We start from the raw sequence: 21,406 nt of genomic DNA, 5'->3' as shown, positions 1-21,406 counted from the left end.
GGCGACCCGGCGTCCGCGGCGCGCGCGGCGCACGCGCTGAAGGGAGCCTGCGCCGCCATCGGCGCGCGCGGCCTGCGCGAGCTGGCGCGGCGCATCGAGGAGTCCGCCGAGGACGGCGGCGCGTCGCTCGAGTCCTTGATCGCGCAGGCGGAGTCCGAGCTCGCCCGGGTAAAAGGTAGAATCCCGGCGTGACATTCACGATCGAGGCGAAGGACGGCTTGGCCCGCGCGGGCTGGCTGGACACCCCGCACGGGCGGGTCGAGACGCCGGTGTTCATGCCCGTCGGCACGCAGGCGAGCGTCAAGGCCCTCGACTCCGACGACATGCGCCGGCTCGGTGCGAGCGCGATCCTCGCCAACTCCTATCACCTCTACCTGCGTCCCGGCGTCGAGACGGTGCGCGCCGCGGGCGGGCTGCACGAGTTCATGGACTACGACGGGTTCATCCTCACCGGCTCCGGCGGCTTCCAGGTCCTGAGCCTCTCCGACCTGCGCGAGATCGACGACGAGGGGGTCACCTTCCGCTCCCATCTCGACGGCTCCAAGCACCGGCTTACTCCGGAATCCGTCATAGCGGTGCAGGCGGGCTTGGGCTCCGACGCCTGGACCACGCTCGACGAGTGCCCCCCGTACCCGTGCTCGGAGGCCGAGGCCTCTAAAGCATTGGAGCGAACGCTCCGATGGCACGACCGCTCGGTGCCCGCCGTCGCCGCCGCGCGCGCGGCCGGCTCCAAGTGCCTGTTCTTCCCCCTCTTCCAGGGCGGCCTCCACCCGTCGCTGCGCAAGCGCTCCGCCGAGCACCACAACGCGTCGCCCGCCGACGGCATCTCGATCGGGGGCTTCATGGTCGGCGAGGACAAGGAGACGACCTGGCGCATGCTGACGGAGACGACGGCGCTGCTGCGCGAGGAGCGGCCTCGCTACCTGATGGGCGTGGGCACGCCGCTGGACCTGTGGGACTCCATCGCCTGCGGCATCGACATGATGGACTGCGTCTATCCCACGCGCGTCGCGCGCACGGGCCACGTGATGGCCAGCGGCGGGAAGTTCAACGTGACCAACTCCCGCTTCCGCCGCGACTTCACGCCGCTCGACCCGGAATGCTCCTGCTTCGTCTGCGCGCGCTACACGAAGGCCTACCTCGGCCACCTGCTGCGCTGCAAGGAGCTCGCCGCCTACCGCCTGCTCTCCTACCACAACCTCCACTTCATGGAGCAGACCACGATCGCGATCCGCAAGGCGATCCGGGAGGGCCGCTTCGAGTCCGCGCGCGCCGCGTTCCGGGAGCGCTACGCGGAAAAGAAGTGAAGCCGGCCGTCCGCGTCGACGCGGCGGCCGCCGGCGGCTTCGCATCGCTCGCCGCCTTCGCCCTTCGTGATTCCCTGACCTCCGGCCTCGTCGCGACCGGGCGCTTCAACGACGTCGCCGCGCAGTTCGCGGCGTGGCGGCAGTGGGGCTTCGGCGAGATCGCGGCGGGGCGCTTCCCGCTGTGGAACCCGTACGCCTTCGGCGGGCATCCCTTCCACGGCGCGTTCGAGCCGGGACTCCTCTATCCGCCGAACTGGCTGCACCTGGCGCTGTCGACCGAGGCCGCGCTCGAGGCGGTCCTGCTCCTCCACGTCTGGCTGGCGGGGGCGCTGACCTACGCCTGGGCGCGGCGCCGCGGCGCGACCCCGGCGGGCGCGTTCGCCGCCGGCGCGGCGTTCATGTTCTGCGGGCCTCTGTTCCTGCGCCTGTACGCCGGCCACCTCCCCTATCTGTGCTCCGCGGCCTGGCTGCCGGGGCTGCTGCTCTGCGTCGACGAGCTGCGCCGCGCCCCGTCCGCGCGCTGGACCGCCGCCGGGGCCCTCGTCGCCGCGATGATCGTCCTCGCCGGAAATCCCCAGGCCGCCTGGCTGAGCGCGCTGAGCGCCGGGCTCTGGGCGGCGGCGGGGCTGCCGCCGCGCAAACGGCGGGCCGCCTACGCGCTGTCCCTGACCGGCGTCGCGGCGGGCGGCGCGGCGCTGTCGGCCGCGCAATGGCTCCCCGGCCTCGACGCGGCCGTCGGATCCACGCGCTGGGGCGGCCTGGCTCCGGAGCAGGCCGCGAGCTTCTCGCTCAAGCTCGGCGACCTGGTCTCGCTCGCGGCGCCGTCGGCCTTGTCCGGCGGCCTTCGCGACGCCGGCTCCGGCTTCTACTGGGAGTCCTGCCTTCATCTCGGCGCCGCCGCGCTGGCCTTGGCGCTGTGGGCGGGCTTCCGGCGCGAGGGGCGCGCCGCGCTCGCCGCCGCCGGGGTCCTGCTCCTTCTCGCGTTCGGGCCCGAGGCGCCGCTCCTCGGCCGCGTCTACTCGGCGCTCCCGTTCTCCGGCCTGTTCCGCGCCTCCGTCCGGCTGGCCCTTCCGGCCTGCGCGTTCCTCAGCCTCCTCTGCGCGCTGGGCCACGACGAGGCCGTCAAGCGCCTCGGGCGCTGGAAGTCCGCGCTGATGCCGCTGGTCGTCCTCGAGAGCCTTTTTTTCGCGTCGCTCAACGTCGCCGCGGAGCCGGTGCGCCGCGAGTTCCCTCTCGAATGGAAGGCCGCGATCGCGGAGCTCCGCGCCGGCGAGCGCGCGATCTTCGACATGCGCACGGACCCCGACGCGGGGCTCGTCGCGGGCGTCCCCGAGGTCTGGGGCTACGGCCAACTCGTGCCGCGCCGCTGGGCGGAGCTCCTCTTCGCGTCCCAGGGGCGCGCGCCGGACGAGGCCGGCGCGAACCTGGTCATCCGCAAGGAGCATCGCCTCCTGCGCCTGCTCCGCGCGCGCTTCGTTCTCCGGCGCGGCGCGCCCCCGGTCAGGCGCTTGGCCGAGCCCCTTCCCCGGCTCCTGCTCGTCCGCTCGTGGACGCTCTCCCGCGGCCGGGACGAGACCTTGGCCGCGCTGCTCGACCCGTCCTTCGACCCGGAGAAGACCGTCGTGCTCGAGCGGGCGCCGTCCCCCGAGCCGGACCCCGCGGGGCGAGGCGGCTTCGCCCGCGTCGTCGACGAGGACCCGGGCGCGCTCGCGATCGAGGCCGAGCTCTTCTCCCCCGCCGTGCTCGTGCTCGCCGACGGTTGGGCCGACGGCTGGCGCGCCGACGCCCTCGAGGGCTCCTCCCAGACGCGCTACGAGGTGATGCCGGCCGATCACGCCCTGCGCGCGATCCCGCTCGCGGCGGGCAAGCACCGGCTGCTGCTGCGCTACGCCCCGGAGTCGTGGGTCACGGGCGCGGCGACGAGCCTCGCGGCATGGGCGTGTCTCGTCGCCTGGGCGGCGTTCCTGTGACGCGCGCCGAGTCGCGCGGCGACGCCGGGATCGCCGCGGGCGTCTTCGCGGCCCTGACCGCGCTGTTCTGGCTGGGGCGCTCCCGCTCCTTCGGCATGGGCGACAGTCCCCAGCACGTCCTGTCGGCCCTGCTCTGGGCGGTCCCGCACCCTCCCGGCTACCCGCTGCAGACGGCGCTGGGCTGGCTGTGGTCGCGGCTCCCCTGGAGCGACCCCGGCGCGGCGGTCAACGGCCTCTCCGGGGTCTTTTCCGCGGCCGCGGCCGCGGCGCTGTACCTCCTGCTCCGCCGCGGCGGAGCGCGGAAGGCGGCGGCCCTGACGGGCGCCGCCTTGATGGCCCTCTCTCCCCTGTTCTGGTATTATGCCCTCGTCGCCGAGGTGCGCGCGCTCAACGACCTCCTGGCGCTCTCCGCGGCCTTCTTCGCCTTCTCCTGGTCGCGCGACGGCAAGCCGTCCTCCCTTCTCGCCTTCTCCCTGCTCTTCGGGCTGGGCCTCTCCCATCACCCGACGTTCGTGTTCCTCGTCCCGGCGTACGCGGCGTGGCTGTCGTCCCGCCGCCCGTCCGCGCGGCTCGCCGCCGGTGCGCTCGCGCTCGCGGCGCTCGGCCTGGCCGGGCCGTACCTGCTGCTCGGCCTGCGCCTGAGCCTCGGCGCGCCGGCCTATAACCTGTTCGAGGTGCGCGGCTGGTCCGACCTGTGGCCGCTGTTCACCCGCGCGCGCTTGGGCGGGCCGCTGCGCATGGCGGGAGGCGCCCCGCTGCTCGGCTCGGTCCGCTTCGACCTCGGGTCTTTCGGGACGCACGCCGGCTGGCTGCTCTCCTCCCTGTGGACGCACGGCGGCCCGGTCGCCCTCGCCCTCTCGGCCGCGGGCGCGGCCGCGCTCTGGAGGGAGTCCCGGCGCGGCCTCGCGGCCTGGGCGCTGTGGTTCGCGGCGGCGGCGGGCGTCTTCCTCGTCTTCAGCAGCCAGCAGATGCCGGCCGTCGATCCGGAGTACGCGCGCGCGGTGGCGGCGCGCTTCCATCTGCTCCCGCTGATCGCCGTGTTCGCGCTCGCCGGCTTCGGCGCGGAGGCCCTGGCGCGGCGCGTGCGTCCCGCTCTGCTCTACGCCCTGCTCGCGGCCGTCGTCGCCGCGCCCGTCCTCCTCCGGCCGCTGTCCCTGTCCCGGCAGGACCCTCTGCTCGACCATGTCCGCGCTCTGGTGCGGGACTCGACCCCCGGGGACTTCGTCGTCCTCGGCGGCGACGACACGATCTTCGCGGCGCTCGAGCTCGAGCTCGTCCGCGGCGAGGGCACGGGCCGCGTCTTCCTCTGCCCGACGATGTTCGCGTTCCCTCCCTACCTTCGCCGGCTCCGGACGGCCTATCCCGGCGTCGTCGTCCCGGACGGGCCCCTGGGCCCGGGCACGGATTGGACGTCATGGAAGAAGCGGAACCCCGGACGCGCCGTGCTCGTCGAGCCTTCCCTGCGGGACGCCGTGCTGGCCGACTTCCCGAAGAGCGTCCCTCAGGGCTCCCTCATCCGCGTCGAATCGTCCCCGGTCAAGAGCGATCCGGCCGCCGACGCCCGCCGCTTCCTCGACGCGCCGGAGACCGCCTCCTTCACCCGCCGCCGCAGCCGCGAGTGGACGCAGGAGGTCTATCTCCTCCAGTCGCGGCGGCGCATGGCCGAGTGGCTGGCGTCCCGGCTGGACCCGCGCAAGGACGCCGGCCTGACCCGGCGCCTGTCCTTATTAATGGAAGAGCTGTGAAGACCTCGAAGCCCGCCCTCGCCGCCGCGGTCCTGTGCGCCGCCGCCGCCGCCTGGCTGTTCCACCCGGTCCTGGTCCACCGCTTCGTCAACCTCGAGGATTACTGGCTGATCGCGGACAACCCGCATCTGCGCGCGCTGAGCTGGGCGGAGCTGCGCTGGATGTTCACGAGCCTCGACTACGGCACCTACCAGCCGCTGGGCTGGCTGGCCTACTCGGTCCTCCACGCCTGGCAGGGCCTGAACCCGTCGGCCTACCATCTGGGAAGCTGGCTGGCCCACGCCGCCTGCGCGGCCCTCCTGTTCTTCACGACCCTGCGCATCCTGCGCGCGGGCTTCCCCGTCGAGAAGGACGGCGGCCGCGCCGCGGTCCTCGCCGCCGCCGCCGCGACCGTGCTCTGGGCCTGGCACCCGGCGCGGGTGGAGCCCGTGGCCTGGGCCACGGGCCTTCCCGACCTCCTCGCGACCGTGTTCTTCCTCGCGGCGGTGCTCGCCTACCTCCGGCCGAGCGCTTCCCTGTGCTTCGGCCTCTTCGTCGTCTCGAGCCTGTTCCGCTGGAAGGGCGTGAGCCTCCCGGTCGTGCTCGTCGCCCTGGACTGGTTCGTGCTGCGCCGCCCGCTCGACCGGCGCGCGCGGCTCGAGAAGGTCCCGTTCCTGCTCGCCGCCGCCGCGTTCGGCGCCGTCAACGCCCGCAGCAAGCTGCTCCTCGCCCCCGGCCACGCCTTCGACGCGGGCCTGCACTCCCTCGCCGGCCCGGTCGTCTATCTCCTCAAGCTGCTCTCCCCGTTCCATCTCACCGTCGACTACTGGGTCCCGCGCTCGCCGGCGCTCGCCGCCGCCTTCGTCCTGCTGACGGCCGGGGCCTGGGCCTGGCGGCGCGGCCGCCCCGCGCTGTTCGGCGCGTGGCTGTGCTTCGCGGCGGCGCTGCTGCCGAGCCTCGTCATGTCCTTCCGCGGCGCGGTCGTCGCGCACGACCGCTCGACCTACCTGCCCGCGATGAGCCTTCACGCCGCCCTCGCGGCGGGACTGCTCCTGCTCCTCCGGTCCGGACCGCGGGCGCGCGCCGCCGCGCTCGCCGCCTCGGCCGCCCTCGCCGGCGGCCTCGCCTTCCTGTCCCGGGCCCAGATCCCGGTCTGGCGCGACTCCGAGAGCCTGTGGCGGCACGTGCTCGTCGAGCCGGCGCCTCCGGACTACGCGCGCCTGAGCCTCGCGCACGCCCTCCTCGAGCAGGGCCGCCGCGACGAGGCCGCGGCCGAGCTGCGCGAGCAGCTGCGTCTGTTCCCGGGCGACCGGCGCGTCGAGGGGCTGGCCCGCGAGCTCTCCCGCCGTTGACGGCCGCGTCTCAATCTCTTGACCATCGCGTCGCGCTTCCGTATAATCCCTCTCCGGTAAAACATGGCGTCCAACGGCACTGGACGCCGAGATATCCGCGGAGGACTTGAATGGACTTCATCCAAAGCATGAGATTCCCGTTCGTCATCGTGATGGGGATTTCGCTGATCGCGCTCGCCGTCGCCTTCTGGCTCATCAACTGGGTCATGGCGAAAGACACCGGGACCGACGAGATGCGCAAGATCTCCGACGCCATCAAGGCCGGCGCCGAAGCCTACCTCCGCCGCCAGAACTACACGATCATCACGCTCTCCGGCGTCCTTGCCGTCGTGATCTTCGTCCTCTACGCGTACGTGCGCAAGCACAACGAGCACGATCCGGCGCTCCCGATGGCCCTCGCGCTCTGCACCACGGCGTCGTTCGTCGCCGGCGCGGCGTGCTCCCTGGTCGCGGGCTACATCGGCATGTGGGTCTCGATCCGCACCAACATTCGGACGGCTGCCGCCGCCCGAACATCGCTTAATGACGCGCTGCGCATCGCGCTGCGCGGCGGCGCGGTGGCCGGGCTGTTCGTCTGCGCGATGTCTCTGATCGGCGTCGGCGGCCTGTTCATCATCCTCAAGCTCCTCGGCTTCCCGTTCGAGAAGATCCCGTTCATGATCGTCGGCTACGGCTTCGGAGCCTCCTTCGTCGCGCTGTTCTCCCAGCTCGGCGGCGGCATCTACACGAAGGCCGCCGACGTCGGCGCCGACCTCGTCGGAAAGGTCGAGGCCGGCATCCCCGAGGACGACCCCCGCAACCCCGCCGTCATCGCCGACCTCGTCGGCGACAACGTCGGCGACTGCGCCGGCCGCGGCGCCGACCTGTTCGAGTCCACCGCCGCCGAGAACATCGGCGCGATGATCCTCGGCGTCGGCCTGATCCCGTACTTCGGCTGGAAGGGCGTCGTGTTCCCCCTCGTCGCCCGCGCCCTCGGGCTCCTCGCGTCGATCTTCGGCGTGCTCATCGTGCAGTGCGAGGAGCACGAGGACCCGATGGACGCGCTGAACATCGGCTACTACCTGACGAGCTTCCTCTCCGCTCTCGGGTTCGCGGCGGCCGCCTGGTGGATGCTGCGCTCCGAGGCGGCCCCGAACGCGTGGATCTACTACACGACCTGCGGCTTCATCGGCATCCTGACCGCGCAGGCCTTCGTCTACATCACGCAGTACTACACCGAGTACAAGTACCGCCCCGTGCTCGAGATCTCGGACGCCTCCAAGACCGGACCGGCCACGAACGTCATCGCGGGCATCGCGGTCGGCCTCGAGTGCACGGCCGTGCCGATCATCGTGATCTCGGTCGCGATCCTCTCCTCCTACAAGCTCGGCGTGATGGCGCTGGGGCCCTCGGCCGGCCTCGCCGGCGGCCTGTTCGGCACCGCGGTCGCCACGATGGGCATGCTCGGGACGGCGGCGTACATCCTCGCGATGGACACCTTCGGCCCGATCACGGACAACGCCGGCGGCATCGTCGAGATGAGCCACCAGCCCGAGGAGATCCGCAAGAAGACGGACCGCCTCGACGCGGTCGGCAACACGACGAAGGCGCTCACGAAGGGCTACGCGATCGGCTCGGCGGCGCTCGCGGCGTTCCTGCTCTTCTCTGCATATCTCGATGAAATATTTAATTACACCGGCGTGCGCATCGGCGTGGACCTGTCCAAGCCCGAGGTGTTCGTCGGCGCGATGCTCGGCGCGATGCTCGTGTTCCTCTTCTCCGCGATGGCGATCCGCGCGGTCGGCACCTGCGCGCAGACCGTCATCACCGAGGTCCGCCGCCAGTTCAAGGAGCGCCCGGGCATCATGAAGGGCACCGAGGAGCCGGACTACGGGCAGTGCGTGGACATCGTCACGCTCGGCGCGCTGAAGGCGATGGTCGCCCCCGGCATCCTCGCCGTCGGCGCTCCGATCGCCGTCGGCCTGCTGATGCGCGCCTTCATCACCGACGCGGACAAGACCATCGCGGCCGAGGCCGTGGCGGCTCTGCTGATGGTCGGCACGATCGCGGGCATCCTCATGGCGCTCTTCTTCAACAACGCCGGCGGCGCCTGGGACAACGCCAAGAAATATATCGAAATGGGCACGCACGGAGGCAAGAAGTCCGACGCCCACAAGGCCGCCGTCGTCGGCGACACCGTGGGCGACCCCTTCAAGGACACCGCGGGCCCGTCTCTGCACGTTCTTATTAAATTGCTGGCCACGATCACCCTCGTCCTCGCGCCCCTGTTCATCTGATAGGGCGCCGAGCCGCGCACACCGCCCGGTCCGAAAGGACCGGGCGGTTTTTTTCTGGTCAGGGCGCCGCGAACTCGCACCGGTGCGAGCCGATCCTCTCCTCCGATGAAGCCGACCCCCGATCTGCATGCAGGGCAAAAAACTGTTGTTGACAACAGTTTTCGGGTCATTCTCGGTGGATCATGGGGATAACTTATATTTCGGAACGTCCCCCCGGGCCCATCGTCCCTCGCCTCTGGGCCTTTAGCCGCTGTCCGGCCGGGGGCGCCTCCCCTACACTGAGGGCATGATCCGACACGTCCTGTCCGCCGCGCTGCTGGCCTCCAACGCCGGCGCGCAGGCCCTTCCCGCCTTCGAGCTCACCGCCAACCCGCCCCGCCCGGCCGCCGTCGCGGCCCCCGAGCCCAAGCTGGTCGTGACGCGCCCCGTTCCCGTCTTCGACCGCTCCAAGCTCCCGTCCAAGGCGCTCAAGCTCGCCGCCGAGCAGCGGGCCGCGCTCCTGAAGGACGTCGACGACGCGCGCGTGGTGCGCTTCGTGATCCCCAAGACCAAGGAGTATGTCGCTCGCATCGTCGAGCGCCTCCTGGCCGGCTCCGGCCTCAAGGCGCAGGCCCCGGAGGTGCGGGTGAACGATTCCTCCTGGGGCTCGCCCTCGGCCTCGCTGTCCGCCGGGGTCCTGTTCATCGACCCGGAGCTGATCGCCGTCATGTCGAGCGAGGACGAGGTCGCCGCGGTGATCGCCCACGAGCTCATCCATCATCTCCGCGCCCATCACGAGCAGCTCGCCGAGACGCTGCGGCGCCATCCGCGCGGCGGCGGAGGCGACCTGTTCACCCCCTCTCGCCCCTCGAAGGCCGAGCTCGATGCCCGCTGGGGCCACGAGTGCGAGGCCGACGCCTTGAGCCTGCGCCTGCTCGCCAACGCCGGCTATGACCCGGCGGCCGCCGCCGACGCCCTGATCGCCGTGAAGCGCGAGATCGACGGCGAGCCCCGCCATGAGTTCTCCCGCGGACGGTCCGACGGATCGCACCCGCCCCTCGAGGTCCGGGTGGACTACCTGAAGCGGGTGATGGCCGCGGAGCGCATGACCGCCTCCCCGCGCTCCTCCGCGGGCTTGCCCGAGGTCTACGCGGAGCTGGCGGGCCGCCGGCGGAGCCCGAAGCCGGAGGACGCTCCCGCCTCCGAGCTGTACCGGCACTACCGGCGCCCGAAGTCCTTCGCGCCATAGCGGCTGGCCGCGCCGTTGCGGCATACCTCTTGACAGGATGATCATCGTCTGCTACTATTTTACTAGTGGATAATAATTATTAAACAGGAGGGAACATATGAACACTCATACCGTCGTCAAGCCGTCCGTCGTCGCCGGGATCGGTCTGAAGGACGCGTCGAGGACCGCGGTCCTCGCTCTCCTCGACCTGACCCTCGCCGACGAGTACCTGCTCTACACCAAGACCCGCAACTTCCACTGGAACGTCACCGGGTTCCATTTCGCCGCGATGCATAAGTTCTTCGAGGAGCAGTACGGGCAGCTCGACGGCTTCGTCGACGAGGTCGCGGAGCGCTCGCGCGCGCTCGGGGGCCGCTCGCTCGGGTCCATGCGGGAGTTCCTGAGCAAGACCAGGCTCTCGGAGTCCCTGGGCGACGCCAAGAAGAAGGAGGAGACGATGATCGCGGAGCTCCTCGCCGACCACGAGTCTCTGACGCGCTCCCTGCGCAAGGACGTCGACGAGTGCGCCCGGCTCGGGGACCAGGGCACGGCCGATTTCCTGACCGGGCTGATGGAATCCCACGAGAAGATGGCGTGGATGCTGCGCAGCTTCCTGAGCTGATCCCATGAAGAACCGCGACGAAGTCCGCGAGCTGTTCAAGGCCAAGAAGGTCCCCCTCACCCATCAGCGTCTTGCCGTCTACGAGGAGCTGTCGGGGCGCAAGGACCATCCCAGCGCCGAGGCCCTGTACGAGTCCTTGAAGAAGGACTACCCCAGCCTCTCGCTGGCGACCGTCTATAAGACGCTGCAGACCTTGCACGAGATGGGCATGGTCGCCCGGGTGGACTCGCCGGCGGCGCAGGCGCGCTACGACGCGATCGTGGAGACGCATCATCACGCCGTGTGCACCGCCTGCGGGACGATCTCGGACCTGTTCGACCCGCGCCTCGACAAGCTCCCCGCTCCGAAGGTGGAGGGCTTCGTCCCCTCGGGGCATTCCGTTCATTTTCACGGCCTTTGCGCGAGATGCGCCAAGGCTTCCGCTCAAAAGCCGCGCTAATCAAGGAGACATCATCATGGCCGATACCCTCGTGCAGAAGGACGCGCCGGACTTCAAGGCTCAGGCGCTCGTCGGAAAAGGCTTCAAGGAGATCCAGCTCGCCGACTACAAGGGCAAGTGGGTCGCGCTGTTCTTCTACCCGCTCGATTTCACCTTCGTCTGCCCGACGGAGATCACCGCGTTCTCCGATCACGCCGCCGAGTTCTCCAAGCTCGGCTGCGACATCCTGGGCTGCTCGGTGGACAGCCAGTTCTCCCACCTCGCGTGGACGAACCTGTCCCGCAAGGAAGGCGGCCTGGGCGAGATCAAGTACCCCCTGCTCGCCGACATCAAGAAGGAGATCGCGCGCGCCTACGGCGTGCTCGTCAACGACTCCGTCGCCCTGCGCGGGCTGTTCCTGATCAACCCGAAGGGCAAGGTCGTCTACTCCGTCGTCCATGACCTCGCGGTCGGGCGCTCCGTCGAGGAGACCCTCCGCGTGCTCAGGGCCTTCCAGCAGGTCGAGAAGACCGGCGAGGTCTGCCCCGCGAACTGGACGGAGGGCAAGAAGACGATGAAGGCCGATCCGGTCAAGTCGAAGGAGTACTTCGCCGCCGCCTAGCCGGCCCGCCGCGAGCGCCGGACCGCCGGCCCCGGGATCCGATCCCGGGGCCGGCTTTCTGTATCCCACGGCCGGGTTAAATTGCTAGGATTTCGCGCCCATATAAGGAGAACTCATGCAGCCCGCCCCGAACCCCCTCATCAACCTGGCGCCGATCGTCGCGATCTTCATCATCTTCTACTTCCTGCTCATCCGGCCTCAGCAGAAGCAGCAGAAGGAGCACGAGACGATGCTCAAGAACCTGAAGTCCGGCGACAAGGTCCTGACCAACGGCGGCCTGTACGGCACGATCACCGGCTTCAAGGGCGACGACCTCGAGGTGCAGTTCTCCCAGACGGTCAAGCTCACCGTGGCGCGGTCGGCCGTGCAGCGGGTGGTCTCGGACGTCAAGACCGGCGTCGTTATTTCATAGCGCACTAAAGGAACGATATGACCAAACCTCAAATCAAGTGGCTGGGCCTCATCGCCCTGATCGTCGGCTCCTTTTTCCTCCTCTTCCCGTCGATCAACTGGTACCAGCTCGACGCCGCCGAGCGCACGAAGCTCGAGGCCCTGCGCGAGCGCCCGAAATGGCTCGTGAACCTGGGACTCGACCTCAAGGGCGGCACGCACATGGTCATGGAGCTCGACATCGACAAGCTCGATCCCAAGATCCCCCTGGCCGAGGCGATGCAGCAGGCCATCGAGATCATCCGCAACCGCATCGACCAGTTCGGCGTCGCCGAGCCGCTGATCGCCCGCCAGGGCGCGCGCTGGATCGTCGTCCAGCTCCCCGGCATCTCGAACTCGGCCCAGGCCAAGGAGCTCGTCGGCAAGACCGCCCTGCTCCAGTTCCGCATGGTCGACGACTCGGAGAAGGCCCGGTCCGCGATGAACAAGATCCTCGAGCTCGGCCAGCCGTTCGACGGCGTCAAGGCCTCGAGCGCCGCGGCGAAGCTCGTCCCCGCGGGCCTCGAGCTGTTCCGGGGCAAGGAGAACTCGATGTACCTCCTGTCGAAGGAGGTCCCCCTGACCGGCGCCCTGCTCGACTCGGCGAAGGTCGAGACCGGCGGCGAGTACGGCCTGCCCGTCGTCGCCTTCAAGTTCAAGCCCGAGGCCGCCGCCAAGTTCTCCGCGCTCACCGCCTCCAACATCGGCAAGAACATGGCCATCGTCCTCGACGACACCGTGTTCTCGGCGCCCGTCATCAAGGGCCGCATCAGCGGCGGCTCCGGCATCATCGAGGGGCAGTTCACCTCCGACGACGCCAAGTCCCTGGCGATCGTCCTGCGCGCCGGCGCCCTGCCCGCGCCCGTGCGCATCATCGAGGAGCGGTCCGTCGGGCCGTCGCTCGGCGAGGACTCGATCCGCAAGGGCTTCCGCGCGGCCGGGGTCGGCGTCGCCCTCATCCTGATCTTCTTCGCGGCGTACTACCGGGCCGGCGGCCTCATCGCCAACGTCTCCATCGTCGCGAACCTGTTCTTCCTCTTCGCGCTGATGGCGTACCTGAAGGCGACCTTGACCTTGCCCGGCATCGCCGGCTTGGCGCTCAACATCGCGATGGCCGTCGACGCCAACGTGCTGATCCTCGAGCGCATCAAGGAGGAGCGGGCGAAGGGGCGGCCGATGAAGGCGGCGGTCGCGGCCGGCTACGACCAGTCGGCGAGCGCCATCATCGACTCGAACCTGACGCTCCTGATCGCCTCGGCGCTGCTGTTCCAGTTCGGCACCGGCCCGATCAAGGGCTTCGCCGTGACCCTGACGGGCGGCAACATCATCAGCATGTTCACCGCCACGATCCTGACGCGCATGCTCTACGAAGCCTGGATGCTCGGCGAGGACGCCGAAGCGGCGGCCTGAGGACACCATGAACAAGTTCACCATCGACTGGATCTCCAAGCGGCCGCTGTTCTTCGCGGTCTCCGGGACGCTGTGCGCCCTGAGCCTGGCCTGCATCCTCGTGAAGGGCTTCAACTACGGCATCGACTTCACGGGCGGCACGCTCGTGCAGGTCAGCTACTCCGAGCCCCGCGAGCTGAAGCAGGTCCGCGACGACCTCGAGAAGGCGGGTTATCCCGACGCCCAGGTCCAGAGCTTCGGCGGCAAGAAGGAGTTCGCGCTGTTCCTCAAGGGCGGCGAGAACATGGACGTGTCCATCGTCGAGACTTTCGTCGAGAAGGTCAAGGCCGCCGCGGGCGAGGGCCTGCGCGTCGACCGCAAGGAGTTCGTCGGGCCTTCCGTCGGCCGGCACCTCAAGCGCCAGGCCGCGACGGCGATCACGCTCGCCCTGCTCGCGATCATCGGCTACGTCGCCTTCCGCTTCGACAACCCCCTCTGGGGCGCGGCCGGCGTCGCCGCGATCGCCCACGACGTGCTGATCACGGCCGGCGTGTTCTCCGCGTTCCAGCTCGAGGTCGACCTCGTCATCGTGGCCGCGCTGCTGACGATCGCGGGCTACTCGATCAACGACACCATCGTCATCTACGACCGCATGCGCGACAACATGCGCCACCGCCGCGCCGACGACCTGGGCACCTTGATCAACGACAGCGTCAACGAGATGCTCTCGCGGACGATCATCACCAACGGGATGGTCTTCGCGGTCGTCCTCGCGCTGTTCCTGCTCGGCGGCGGCGTGATCCACAACTTCGCGTTCGCGATGCTCATCGGCTCGATCTCGGGCACCTACTCGACGCTCGCGATCTCGATGCCGCTGGTCTACCAGTTCCAGAAGGGGCGCCGCCGCGCCGCCTCGACGGAGACGGCCTCCGCCGCGCCCCGCGAAGGGGGTCGCCGCCGCCGGTGAGGAAGATCAAGGGCTTCAAGCTCACGCTGCGGCCCCATGTGATCAAGCAGCGCTCCCGCAAGGGGCGCATCGACCTCGAGGCCGCGGGGCTCGAGGAGCTTCCTCTCGCCAAGTTCCTGGAGCGCGCGTCGAAGGCTCTCGTCCCCGGCGTCGTGTTCGACACCTTCGGCCATCCCGACCAGGACCAGCCCCTGCTCTCCCCGATGCCGGGCCTGGCGTACAGCCTGATCCTGGCGAGCCTCGGCGAGGGCTTCGGCCCGTTCCGCGAGAAGGAGACGGCGATTCCCGCTGGACTCTGGCCCGTGCTCGAGGAGCACGCGCTCGACGAGGCCGTGCGCTTCGCCTCCTCCCTGATCGCCGACGAGGCCGAGAAGGACAACTGCGAGCTCTCCCCGCTGAACCCGATCTCCTCGCCCGAGGCGCTCGAGGCCGCCCTGCGCAAGCTCGACGCGGGGACCAAGCTCGGCGTGACCTTGGCCGAAGGCCGCCTCGTTCCCGCCGCCTCCCTCGCGGTCAGCCAGTCGTGGCTCGCGAAGTCGAAGGCCAAGGGCCGCAAATAGTGATCCGTAAGCTCGTACCCTACCTCGTCTATTCCTACGTTTCATTCATCGGCTGGACGACGCGGCAGCGCGTGCTCCGCGACGACATCCCCCGCAAGGTCCACGAGTCGGGCCAGCGGTTCATCTACGCGTTCTGGCATCAGCGCCAGGTGTTCTTCACCTGGTCCCACCGGAACGCGTCGGCGGCCGTCCTCGTCAGCAAGTCGAACGACGGGGAGATGATCGCCCGCACGATGGACCTCTCCGGCATCGACGCGGTCCGCGGCTCGTCCTCCCGCGGCGGCGCGGCCGCGGCGCGGGAGATGGTCGAGATCCTGCGCTCGGGACGGGACGTGGGCATCACCCCCGACGGTCCCCGCGGCCCCGCGCGCGAGGTCAAGGAAGGCGCGGTGCGCGTGGCCCAGCTCTCCGGCATGCCGATCGTCCCCATCGCCAACGCCTTGTCGCACAGGCTCGAGGTTGCCAAGGCCTGGGACCGCTTCCAGGTGCCGCTGCCGTTCGGCCGCTCCGTCGTGCTCTACGGCGAGCCGATCCGGGTGGGCGAAGGAGACGACCTCGCCGCGAAGGCCGCGGAGCTCAAGGCCGCGCTGGACGCGCTCACCGCGGAAGCCGACCGCCTGGTGCGATGAGCCTCCTGGTCCTGCTGCTCGAGGCGCTGCTGTCCCCCCTGGCCGCGCTGGGGGTCGTGCTCGGCTTCCTGCTCTCCCCGAAGCGCGGACGCCTCTCGGGCCTCCTCGACGAGCTCCCGGAGCGCTTCGGCGGGATCCGCGACACGGCCCTGGACCGGCTGCACGGCCGGGAGATATGGTGGTTCCACGCCGCCTCCGCCGGGGAGGTCGCCGGCCTGGCGCCGATCCTCGAGGCGCTCCAGAAGCGAGGAGGCCCCGCTCTCGTGCTGACGACGACGACCTTGTCGGGCCGCGAGGCCGCGCGCGCCCTGCCTTCGGTCGCCTGGGCGCAGCTCGCCCCGCTCGACGCCTGGCCGTTCGTCGCGCGGTTTTTGAAGGCGCTCTCCCCGAGGCGATTGATACTGACCGAGACCGAGCTGTGGCCGACCACCTTGATCCTCTCCGCGCGCGGGGGGCTGGCTCCCGCCTTGGTCAACGCGCGCCTCACGCGGAGGAGCCTCGGGCGCTACCGCCTCGTCTCCGCCTTCCTCGCCCCCGCGCTGCGCGCGCTCGCGACGGTCGCCGCGCAGAGCGAGGAGGACGCCGAGCGCTTCGCCGCTTTGGGCGTGCCGCGGGAGCGCCTGACCGTCGCCGGCAACGCGAAGTACGACCGCGCCTCCGCCCCGGCCGCGGGCGGCGCCGCCCGCGCCAGGGTCTCCGCGCTCGGCTGGGAAGGAGACCCCCTGTTCGTCGCCGGCAGCACGCACCCGTTCGAGGAGGAGATGGTGCTCTCGGCGTTCCTGGCCGCGCGCCGCGCCGCGCCGCGCCTGCGCCTCGTCCTCGCCCCGCGCCACCTCGAGCGCGCCGCCGACGCCGCGGACCTGCTCGCGCACGCGGGCCTCGCGCTCGCCCGCTGGAGCGGCGCGCCGGCGGGCGGCCGCGAGGCGCTCATCCTCGACGAGATGGGCGTGCTGCCCGCGTTCTACCCGCTGGCCCGCGCGGCCTTCGTCGGCGGGACCTTGGTCGCGGTCGGAGGCCACAACCTGCTCGAGCCCGCGTCGGCCGGCGTGCCCGTCCTGTTCGGGCCTCACACCGGCCATATCGAGCAGCCCGCCCGCCTCCTGTCCGCCCAAGGCGGCGGCGGACGCCGCGTGCGCGACGCCGGGGAGCTGGCCGCCCGCCTGACCGAGTTCGCCGTGGACGCGGAAGCCGCGCGCGCGGCGGGCGCGTCGGCGCGGGAGTCCGCCGACCGCCTGCGCGGCGCCGTCGCCCGGACGCTCGAGGCGCTCGGTGCCTGAGCGCGAGCCCGGCGCGCGCCTGCTCGCGCCGGGCGTTTTCGCGGCCGTCGTCGCCGTCTTCCTCCCCGCCTTGAGATTCCCGTTCCTGAACTGGGACGACCGCGTCAACGTCGTCGACAACGCGCGGCTGGCCTTCGACGGCCCGGGCCTGAGCTTCATGCTGTCGGGCTCGGAGCTCGGCCACTGGCAGCCGCTCGCCTGGCTTTCTTTGGCGCTCGACCGCGCGCTGTGGGGCGCGGACCCGATGGGCTTCCACCTGACGAACGTCCTCCTCCACGCCGCCGGCGCGGTCCTCCTCTATCTCCTGGCGCGCCGCCTGAAGCTCGGGGAGCTGCCGTCCGCCTTCGCCGCGCTGTTCTGGGCGCTGCACCCGCTCCGCGTCGAGTCCGTCGCGTGGGTCACGGAGCGCCGGGACGTCCTGTGCGGCGTCGCGGCGCTGGGAGCGGCCCTCGCCTACGTCCGCGGCCTCGAGGACGCCGCCTGGCGCCGCCGGGCCTTCGCGCTGACCGCGCTCGCGATGACCGCGAAGGTGTTCGCGGTCGTCCTGCCCGCCGTCTGGCTGATCCTGGACCTGCGCCTCGCCGGCGCGCCGCGCTGGCGGGAGAAGGTCCCGTACCTGCCGCTGTCGCTGGCCGCCCTGGCCCTGAACCTCGCGGCGCAAGACGGCAGCGGCGCGTCGGTGTCCTTCGCGGACTTCGGCGTCGCGCACCGGCTCGCCCAGGCCTTCTTCGGCCTGGCGTTCTACCCCTGGAAGACCGTGCTCCCGTCCGGACTGGCCCCGCTGTACGAGTACTCGATCCTGCTCGAGCCCCGGCCGTTCTCCGTCGCGGCCGCGTGCGTCTGCACCTTCGTCCTCTATCTCGCGCTGACCCGCCGCCGCGTCGACGGCCTGACCCAGGCCGCCCTCGCCTACCTGGTCCTGCTCTCGCCGGCGCTGGGCTTGTACAAGTCCGGGCGCATGATCGCCGCCGACCGCTGGTCCTACCTTCCGGCGATCCCGCTCTCGCTGCTCGCGGCGGCGGCGCTGTCGCGCGCCCTCGACGCGCGCGCCTTCCGCGCCGCGGCCGGCGCGGTCGTCCTGGCCGTCGCGGCGGCGACGCGCCTGCAGCTCCCGGTCTGGTCCTCCGACGAGGCTTTGTGGACCCGGGCCGTCGCCGCCTCGCCGATGAGCGCCTTCGCGCTGGAGCGCCTCGCCGACGCCGAGGCCGCCGGCGGGAACCCCGGCGGCGCCGACGGGCGCAGGGCCCACGCCGCTTCCCTGCGCCGCTTCGTGGCCGACCTGTCCGCCCGGGTCCGCGCGGGACGAGGAGCGGGGCTATGAGCGGACGATGAAGACCGCCCCGCTCCTCGCCGCCGTCGTCCTCCTCGCCCCGGCCCCCGTCTTGGCCGCGCGCTACGACCCGAGCTTCGACCGCGCCGCCCTTCGTCAGGCCGCGACCTCGGCCCACTCCGGGATCGTCGAGGCGACGGGCCTGGCTCTGGAGCTCGAGAAGGTCCCGGCGATCACGGCCGGCCTCGACGAGGGCCTCCGTCAGGCGCGCCTTGCGGCCGACGCGGCCCGGGCGCTCGACGCGGCGGCGCGGCAGCGGGGCGCGGCGCTCGAGACGGGATCCAAGGACGCCGCGCTCGCGCGCCGGATCAAGGAGGTCTCGGAGCCGGTCGCGGCCGAGCGCCTCCGCCTCTCGCGCCTCGCCTCCGCGCAGTCCGAGCTGACGGCGAAGGTCGACGACCTGCCCGACGAGGCGCGCAAGAAGCTCCGCCCTCTCCTCGCCAAGGCCGGCGCCGGCCTCCGCTCGGCGGGCGACGCCCTGCGCCCTCTCGAGGAGGCCGTCAAGGTCATGGGCGAGCGGGCGCTCGCGATGAAGGAGCTTCAGCGCGACTCCCGCGGCCCCCTCGTCGAGATATCCTCGGCGGCGGCCGGGACGGTCCTCCGGGCCGAGGAGCTTCCCCCGGCCCTGGCCGAGGCCAAGGCCCGCCTCGCGTCCCTGGGCGAGGAGCCGCGCGCCGCCGCCCGGAGCCGCGCCTGGGAGAAGCTCGACCGCTTGCGCGACATCGCCCGCCTGCTCTTCCAGGAGGCCGACCGCGCGTGCAACCGCGCCGACGAGCTCCGCCGGGTCTCGTCGGATCACGACCGCGCCGCCGACGGCTTCGAGCGCGCGCTCGGGACCGCGGCCGCGGGCCCGGCCAGCGCGGCCTTCCTCGACGAGGCTCAGAAGCTCCACCAGGAGGTCCGGGACCGCCTGAAAGAGCCGCCTGCCGGACGATGACCCCCCGCGAATCTCCCCCCGAAAAGGGAAGATCCCTCCGTTGACACGCGCCCGGTTCGGGGTTATACTCCGAAAATGGCCGAGACAAGCCCGCCGATGATCCTCGTCGTCGACGACGACAAGAATCAGAGGAACATGCTGGCGTTCGCCCTGCGCGACCGCGGCTACGAGGTCGCGGCCGTCGACAGCGGCGCCCAGGCGCTCGAGCTGGCCAAAGGCAGGGTCTTCGACGCCGCGGTCTGCGACATCATGATGCCGGGGGTCAACGGCGTCGATACCCTCAAGCAGCTCAAGGCGCTTCAGCCCCGCCTTCCGGTGATCATGGCCACGGCCTACGCCACGAACGCGCTCGCGTCCGCCTCGATGAAGAACGGGGCCTTCGGCTACATCGCCAAGCCCTACGAGCTCAAGGAGCTGTTCGAGATCCTCGAGCGGGCGGTGACCCAGGACCCGCGCCAAGGTCCGTGAGGCTCGACCGCAAGCTCCTGATCCTGCTCGTCCTCGTGCTCTTGTTCTTCGCGCGGCTGATCAGCGCCTCGTCGCGCCGCGCCGTGCACTCCGTCCTGACCGCCAACCTCGAGGCCGCCGCGCGCGCTCACGAAGCCGACATCGTCCGCTCCCTGGTGGTCGGCATGCAGAAGGGCAACGAGGAGCCGCTCGCCGCCTACCTGCGCGGCTGCCTGGGCGGCTTCGGGGCGGCTTACGCGGCGGCGCTGGACGAGAAGGGGGACGTGGTGGCGGCCGAAAGCGCCTCGACCTTGACCCGGGAGCGGGGCGAGCGCCTCGAGGCGTGGGTCAGCCCGGCGGCGCGGCCCGAGTCGCGCGAGACGGTCCTCGACGGGCGCCCCGTGCTCGAGCTGGTCATGCCGGGCGCCCGGGGCAGGCTCCTCCTGGGATTCGGGCTCGAGGAGGTGCTTCTCACCGAGAGCCGGATCGCGATGAAGATCTTCCTTTTCACCGGCGCGGCGGGAGGCCTGACCTTGGGACTCCTCCTTCTTCTGATGCGCGACCTGGCGCGGCGCGAGGAGCGGCTCCAGCGGACGGAGAAGCTCTCCGCCCTGGGACGGCTGGCGGCCGGGATCGCCCACGAGATCAACAACCCGCTCGGCAGCATCCTCGGCTTCGCGCAGGCGGCGGGAGCGAGGCTCGCGCCGTCCGACGCCCTGACGCCGCCGCTGAAGGCGATCGAGGAGGAGGCCGTGCGCTGCCGGAACATCGTGCAGAGCCTGCTCTCCTTCTCCCGTCAGGACGCCGGCTCCATCGAGGTGTTCGACCTCGCGCGCGCCGTCGAGGACACCTTGTCGATGATCGAATCGCAGGCTCGGGTCCAGGGCGTGACGATCGCCCGCGAGCTCGAGCCCGGTCTTCGCGCCGCCGGCGACCGCGGCCAGATCCAGCAGGTGGTCATGAACCTGTGCACCAACGCGGTCGACGCGATGCCGAAGGGAGGGCGGGTCACGATCCGCACCGGCGGGACGAACGGCGGCCGGGTCTATCTCGAGGTCCGCGACGAGGGCGAGGGCGTCGCGGAGGACCTCCGGAGCAGGATCTTCGACCCGTTCTTCACCACCAAGGAGGTGGGAAAGGGCACCGGGCTCGGGCTCTCGCTCGTCCACGAGATCGTGCTCCGGCACCGAGGCTCCGTCGACGCGTCGTTCCCCTCCGGAGGCGGCTCGCTCTTCCGCGTCACTCTCCCCGCCGCGCCGCCGCCGTCGTGATCGCGCGTCTGGCCGTCTTCACGCTGGCCTGCGCCGCCGTCCGCGCGGCGCCGCCCGTCCCTTCGTCGCCCCAGGCCCTGGAGCGGGAGCTGCGCGAGCTCGACGGGCGGCTGGGAGAGGAGCGCGAGAGGCTGGTCGCGGCCGCCGTCGGGATCGCCGGCATCGCGAAGTCCTTGGACCAGCACTCCCCGGGCAGCCGTGAGGCGGCCGAGGCCAAGGCCCTGGTCGTCTCGCTCCTCGACGAGCGGCGCAAGGAGACGGCCGGGCTCGAGCTGCGGACCTCCTTGCTCGCGGAGCAGCTCCAGCGCTACAAGGAGACCGGCGAGTTGTCCCCCACGCCGCCCGCGAAGGAGGCGGCGCTGCGCAAGCTCATCGACGAGCCCTGGAAGGAGTGGGCGGGGCGCAAGCCCGTCGCCTCGCTCAGCCTGGATCTGGAACAGCTGCAGAAGCAGCTCCGCGCCTGGAGGAAGGAGGAGTCCTTCCCCGCCCCGCCGAAGCCGGCCGCGCCGCCGGCGAAGAAGGAGGCGGCCGGCGGCGGGTTCGTGCGCGACATGGGGATGGGGCGGCGCGAGACGGATCCCATGCCGGAGCTGATCGCCATGCTGGCGTCGGAACTGCCGCGCCTGCGCGCGCTCGCCGCCGACCAGCTCGGCGGCCGCGGCGCGGCGGCCG

At 71.2% G+C, this 21,406-nt stretch carries 21 protein-coding genes; all 21 read left to right on the top strand.

The window, feature by feature from the left end; translation table 11 throughout:
- On the top strand, positions 1-192 hold a 192-nt coding region (locus tag HYV14_16315; protein ID MBI2387555.1), incomplete at its 5' end, for an Hpt domain-containing protein.
- Positions 189-1,307 (top strand): tRNA guanosine(34) transglycosylase Tgt, encoded by a 1,119-nt coding sequence (gene tgt, locus HYV14_16310; GenBank protein ID MBI2387554.1) that lies wholly within the window; start codon positions 189-191, stop codon positions 1,305-1,307. The genes HYV14_16315 and tgt, both read left to right, overlap by 4 nt.
- Positions 1,304-3,277, top strand: a complete 1,974-nt coding sequence (locus HYV14_16305) for a hypothetical protein (GenBank protein ID MBI2387553.1) — start codon at positions 1,304-1,306, stop codon at positions 3,275-3,277. The genes tgt and HYV14_16305 overlap by 4 nt, the downstream gene beginning before the upstream one ends.
- Positions 3,241-5,022 carry a DUF2723 domain-containing protein gene (locus HYV14_16300; GenBank protein MBI2387552.1) on the top strand — a complete coding sequence of 594 codons (1,782 nt, stop codon included), beginning with the start codon at positions 3,241-3,243 and terminating at the stop codon, positions 5,020-5,022. The genes HYV14_16305 and HYV14_16300 overlap by 37 nt, the downstream gene beginning before the upstream one ends.
- Positions 5,019-6,353, top strand: coding sequence for a hypothetical protein (locus tag HYV14_16295; protein ID MBI2387551.1), 1,335 nt, complete (start codon positions 5,019-5,021; stop codon positions 6,351-6,353). Before HYV14_16300 ends, HYV14_16295 begins: the two co-directional genes overlap by 4 nt.
- 128 nt (positions 6,354-6,481) lie before the next feature.
- Positions 6,482-8,629 carry a sodium-translocating pyrophosphatase gene (locus HYV14_16290; GenBank protein ID MBI2387550.1) on the top strand — a complete coding sequence of 716 codons (2,148 nt, stop codon included), beginning with the start codon at positions 6,482-6,484 and terminating at the stop codon, positions 8,627-8,629.
- Between the two features lie 286 nt (positions 8,630-8,915).
- Positions 8,916-9,857 (top strand): M48 family metalloprotease, encoded by a 942-nt coding sequence (locus HYV14_16285; protein ID MBI2387549.1) that lies wholly within the window; start codon positions 8,916-8,918, stop codon positions 9,855-9,857.
- A gap of 97 nt (positions 9,858-9,954) precedes the next feature.
- Positions 9,955-10,458, top strand: a complete 504-nt coding sequence (locus HYV14_16280; protein ID MBI2387548.1) for a DNA starvation/stationary phase protection protein — start codon at positions 9,955-9,957, stop codon at positions 10,456-10,458.
- Between the two features lie 4 nt (positions 10,459-10,462).
- Positions 10,463-10,897 (top strand): transcriptional repressor, encoded by a 435-nt coding sequence (locus tag HYV14_16275; GenBank protein MBI2387547.1) that lies wholly within the window; start codon positions 10,463-10,465, stop codon positions 10,895-10,897.
- A 16-nt stretch (positions 10,898-10,913) separates the two neighbouring features.
- Positions 10,914-11,498, top strand: coding sequence for a peroxiredoxin (locus HYV14_16270; protein ID MBI2387546.1), 585 nt, complete (start codon positions 10,914-10,916; stop codon positions 11,496-11,498).
- A gap of 115 nt (positions 11,499-11,613) precedes the next feature.
- Entirely contained in the window at positions 11,614-11,910 is a 297-nt protein-coding gene (gene yajC, locus HYV14_16265; GenBank protein MBI2387545.1) for a preprotein translocase subunit YajC, read from the top strand.
- Positions 11,911-11,927: 17 nt separating this feature from the next.
- Positions 11,928-13,337 carry a protein translocase subunit SecD gene (gene secD / locus HYV14_16260; GenBank protein MBI2387544.1) on the top strand — a complete coding sequence of 470 codons (1,410 nt, stop codon included), beginning with the start codon at positions 11,928-11,930 and terminating at the stop codon, positions 13,335-13,337.
- 7 nt (positions 13,338-13,344) lie between these two features.
- On the top strand, positions 13,345-14,283 hold the full coding sequence (gene secF, locus HYV14_16255) for a protein translocase subunit SecF (protein ID MBI2387543.1): 939 nt from the start codon (positions 13,345-13,347) through the stop codon (positions 14,281-14,283).
- Entirely contained in the window at positions 14,280-14,843 is a 564-nt protein-coding gene (locus tag HYV14_16250) for a hypothetical protein (GenBank protein ID MBI2387542.1), read from the top strand. The genes secF and HYV14_16250 overlap by 4 nt, the downstream gene beginning before the upstream one ends.
- Positions 14,843-15,472 (top strand): lysophospholipid acyltransferase family protein, encoded by a 630-nt coding sequence (locus tag HYV14_16245; protein ID MBI2387541.1) that lies wholly within the window; start codon positions 14,843-14,845, stop codon positions 15,470-15,472. The genes HYV14_16250 and HYV14_16245 overlap by 1 nt, the downstream gene beginning before the upstream one ends.
- The gene (locus HYV14_16240; protein MBI2387540.1) at positions 15,469-16,749 is read left to right on the top strand and encodes a 3-deoxy-D-manno-octulosonic acid transferase; all 1,281 of its coding nucleotides are present in this window, start codon (positions 15,469-15,471) and stop codon (positions 16,747-16,749) included. Before HYV14_16245 ends, HYV14_16240 begins: the two co-directional genes overlap by 4 nt.
- Positions 16,742-18,070, top strand: coding sequence for a hypothetical protein (locus tag HYV14_16235; protein ID MBI2387539.1), 1,329 nt, complete (start codon positions 16,742-16,744; stop codon positions 18,068-18,070). The genes HYV14_16240 and HYV14_16235 overlap by 8 nt, the downstream gene beginning before the upstream one ends.
- Before the next feature lie 7 nt (positions 18,071-18,077).
- Positions 18,078-19,016, top strand: a complete 939-nt coding sequence (locus HYV14_16230) for a hypothetical protein (GenBank protein MBI2387538.1) — start codon at positions 18,078-18,080, stop codon at positions 19,014-19,016.
- 75 nt (positions 19,017-19,091) lie between these two features.
- Positions 19,092-19,484, top strand: a complete 393-nt coding sequence (locus tag HYV14_16225) for a response regulator (GenBank protein MBI2387537.1) — start codon at positions 19,092-19,094, stop codon at positions 19,482-19,484.
- Entirely contained in the window at positions 19,481-20,734 is a 1,254-nt protein-coding gene (locus tag HYV14_16220; protein ID MBI2387536.1) for a hypothetical protein, read from the top strand. Before HYV14_16225 ends, HYV14_16220 begins: the two co-directional genes overlap by 4 nt.
- Positions 20,731-21,406, top strand: a 676-nt coding sequence (locus tag HYV14_16215; GenBank protein MBI2387535.1) for a hypothetical protein, incomplete at its 3' end; no start/stop codon positions are given. The genes HYV14_16220 and HYV14_16215, both read left to right, overlap by 4 nt.

It is taken from the genome of Elusimicrobiota bacterium (assembly GCA_016182905.1).
Lineage (GTDB): Bacteria > Elusimicrobiota > Elusimicrobia > UBA1565 > UBA9628 > GWA2-66-18.
Note: the sequence above shows the minus strand (reverse complement) of the source record. Positions and strands in the feature narration are given on the sequence as shown.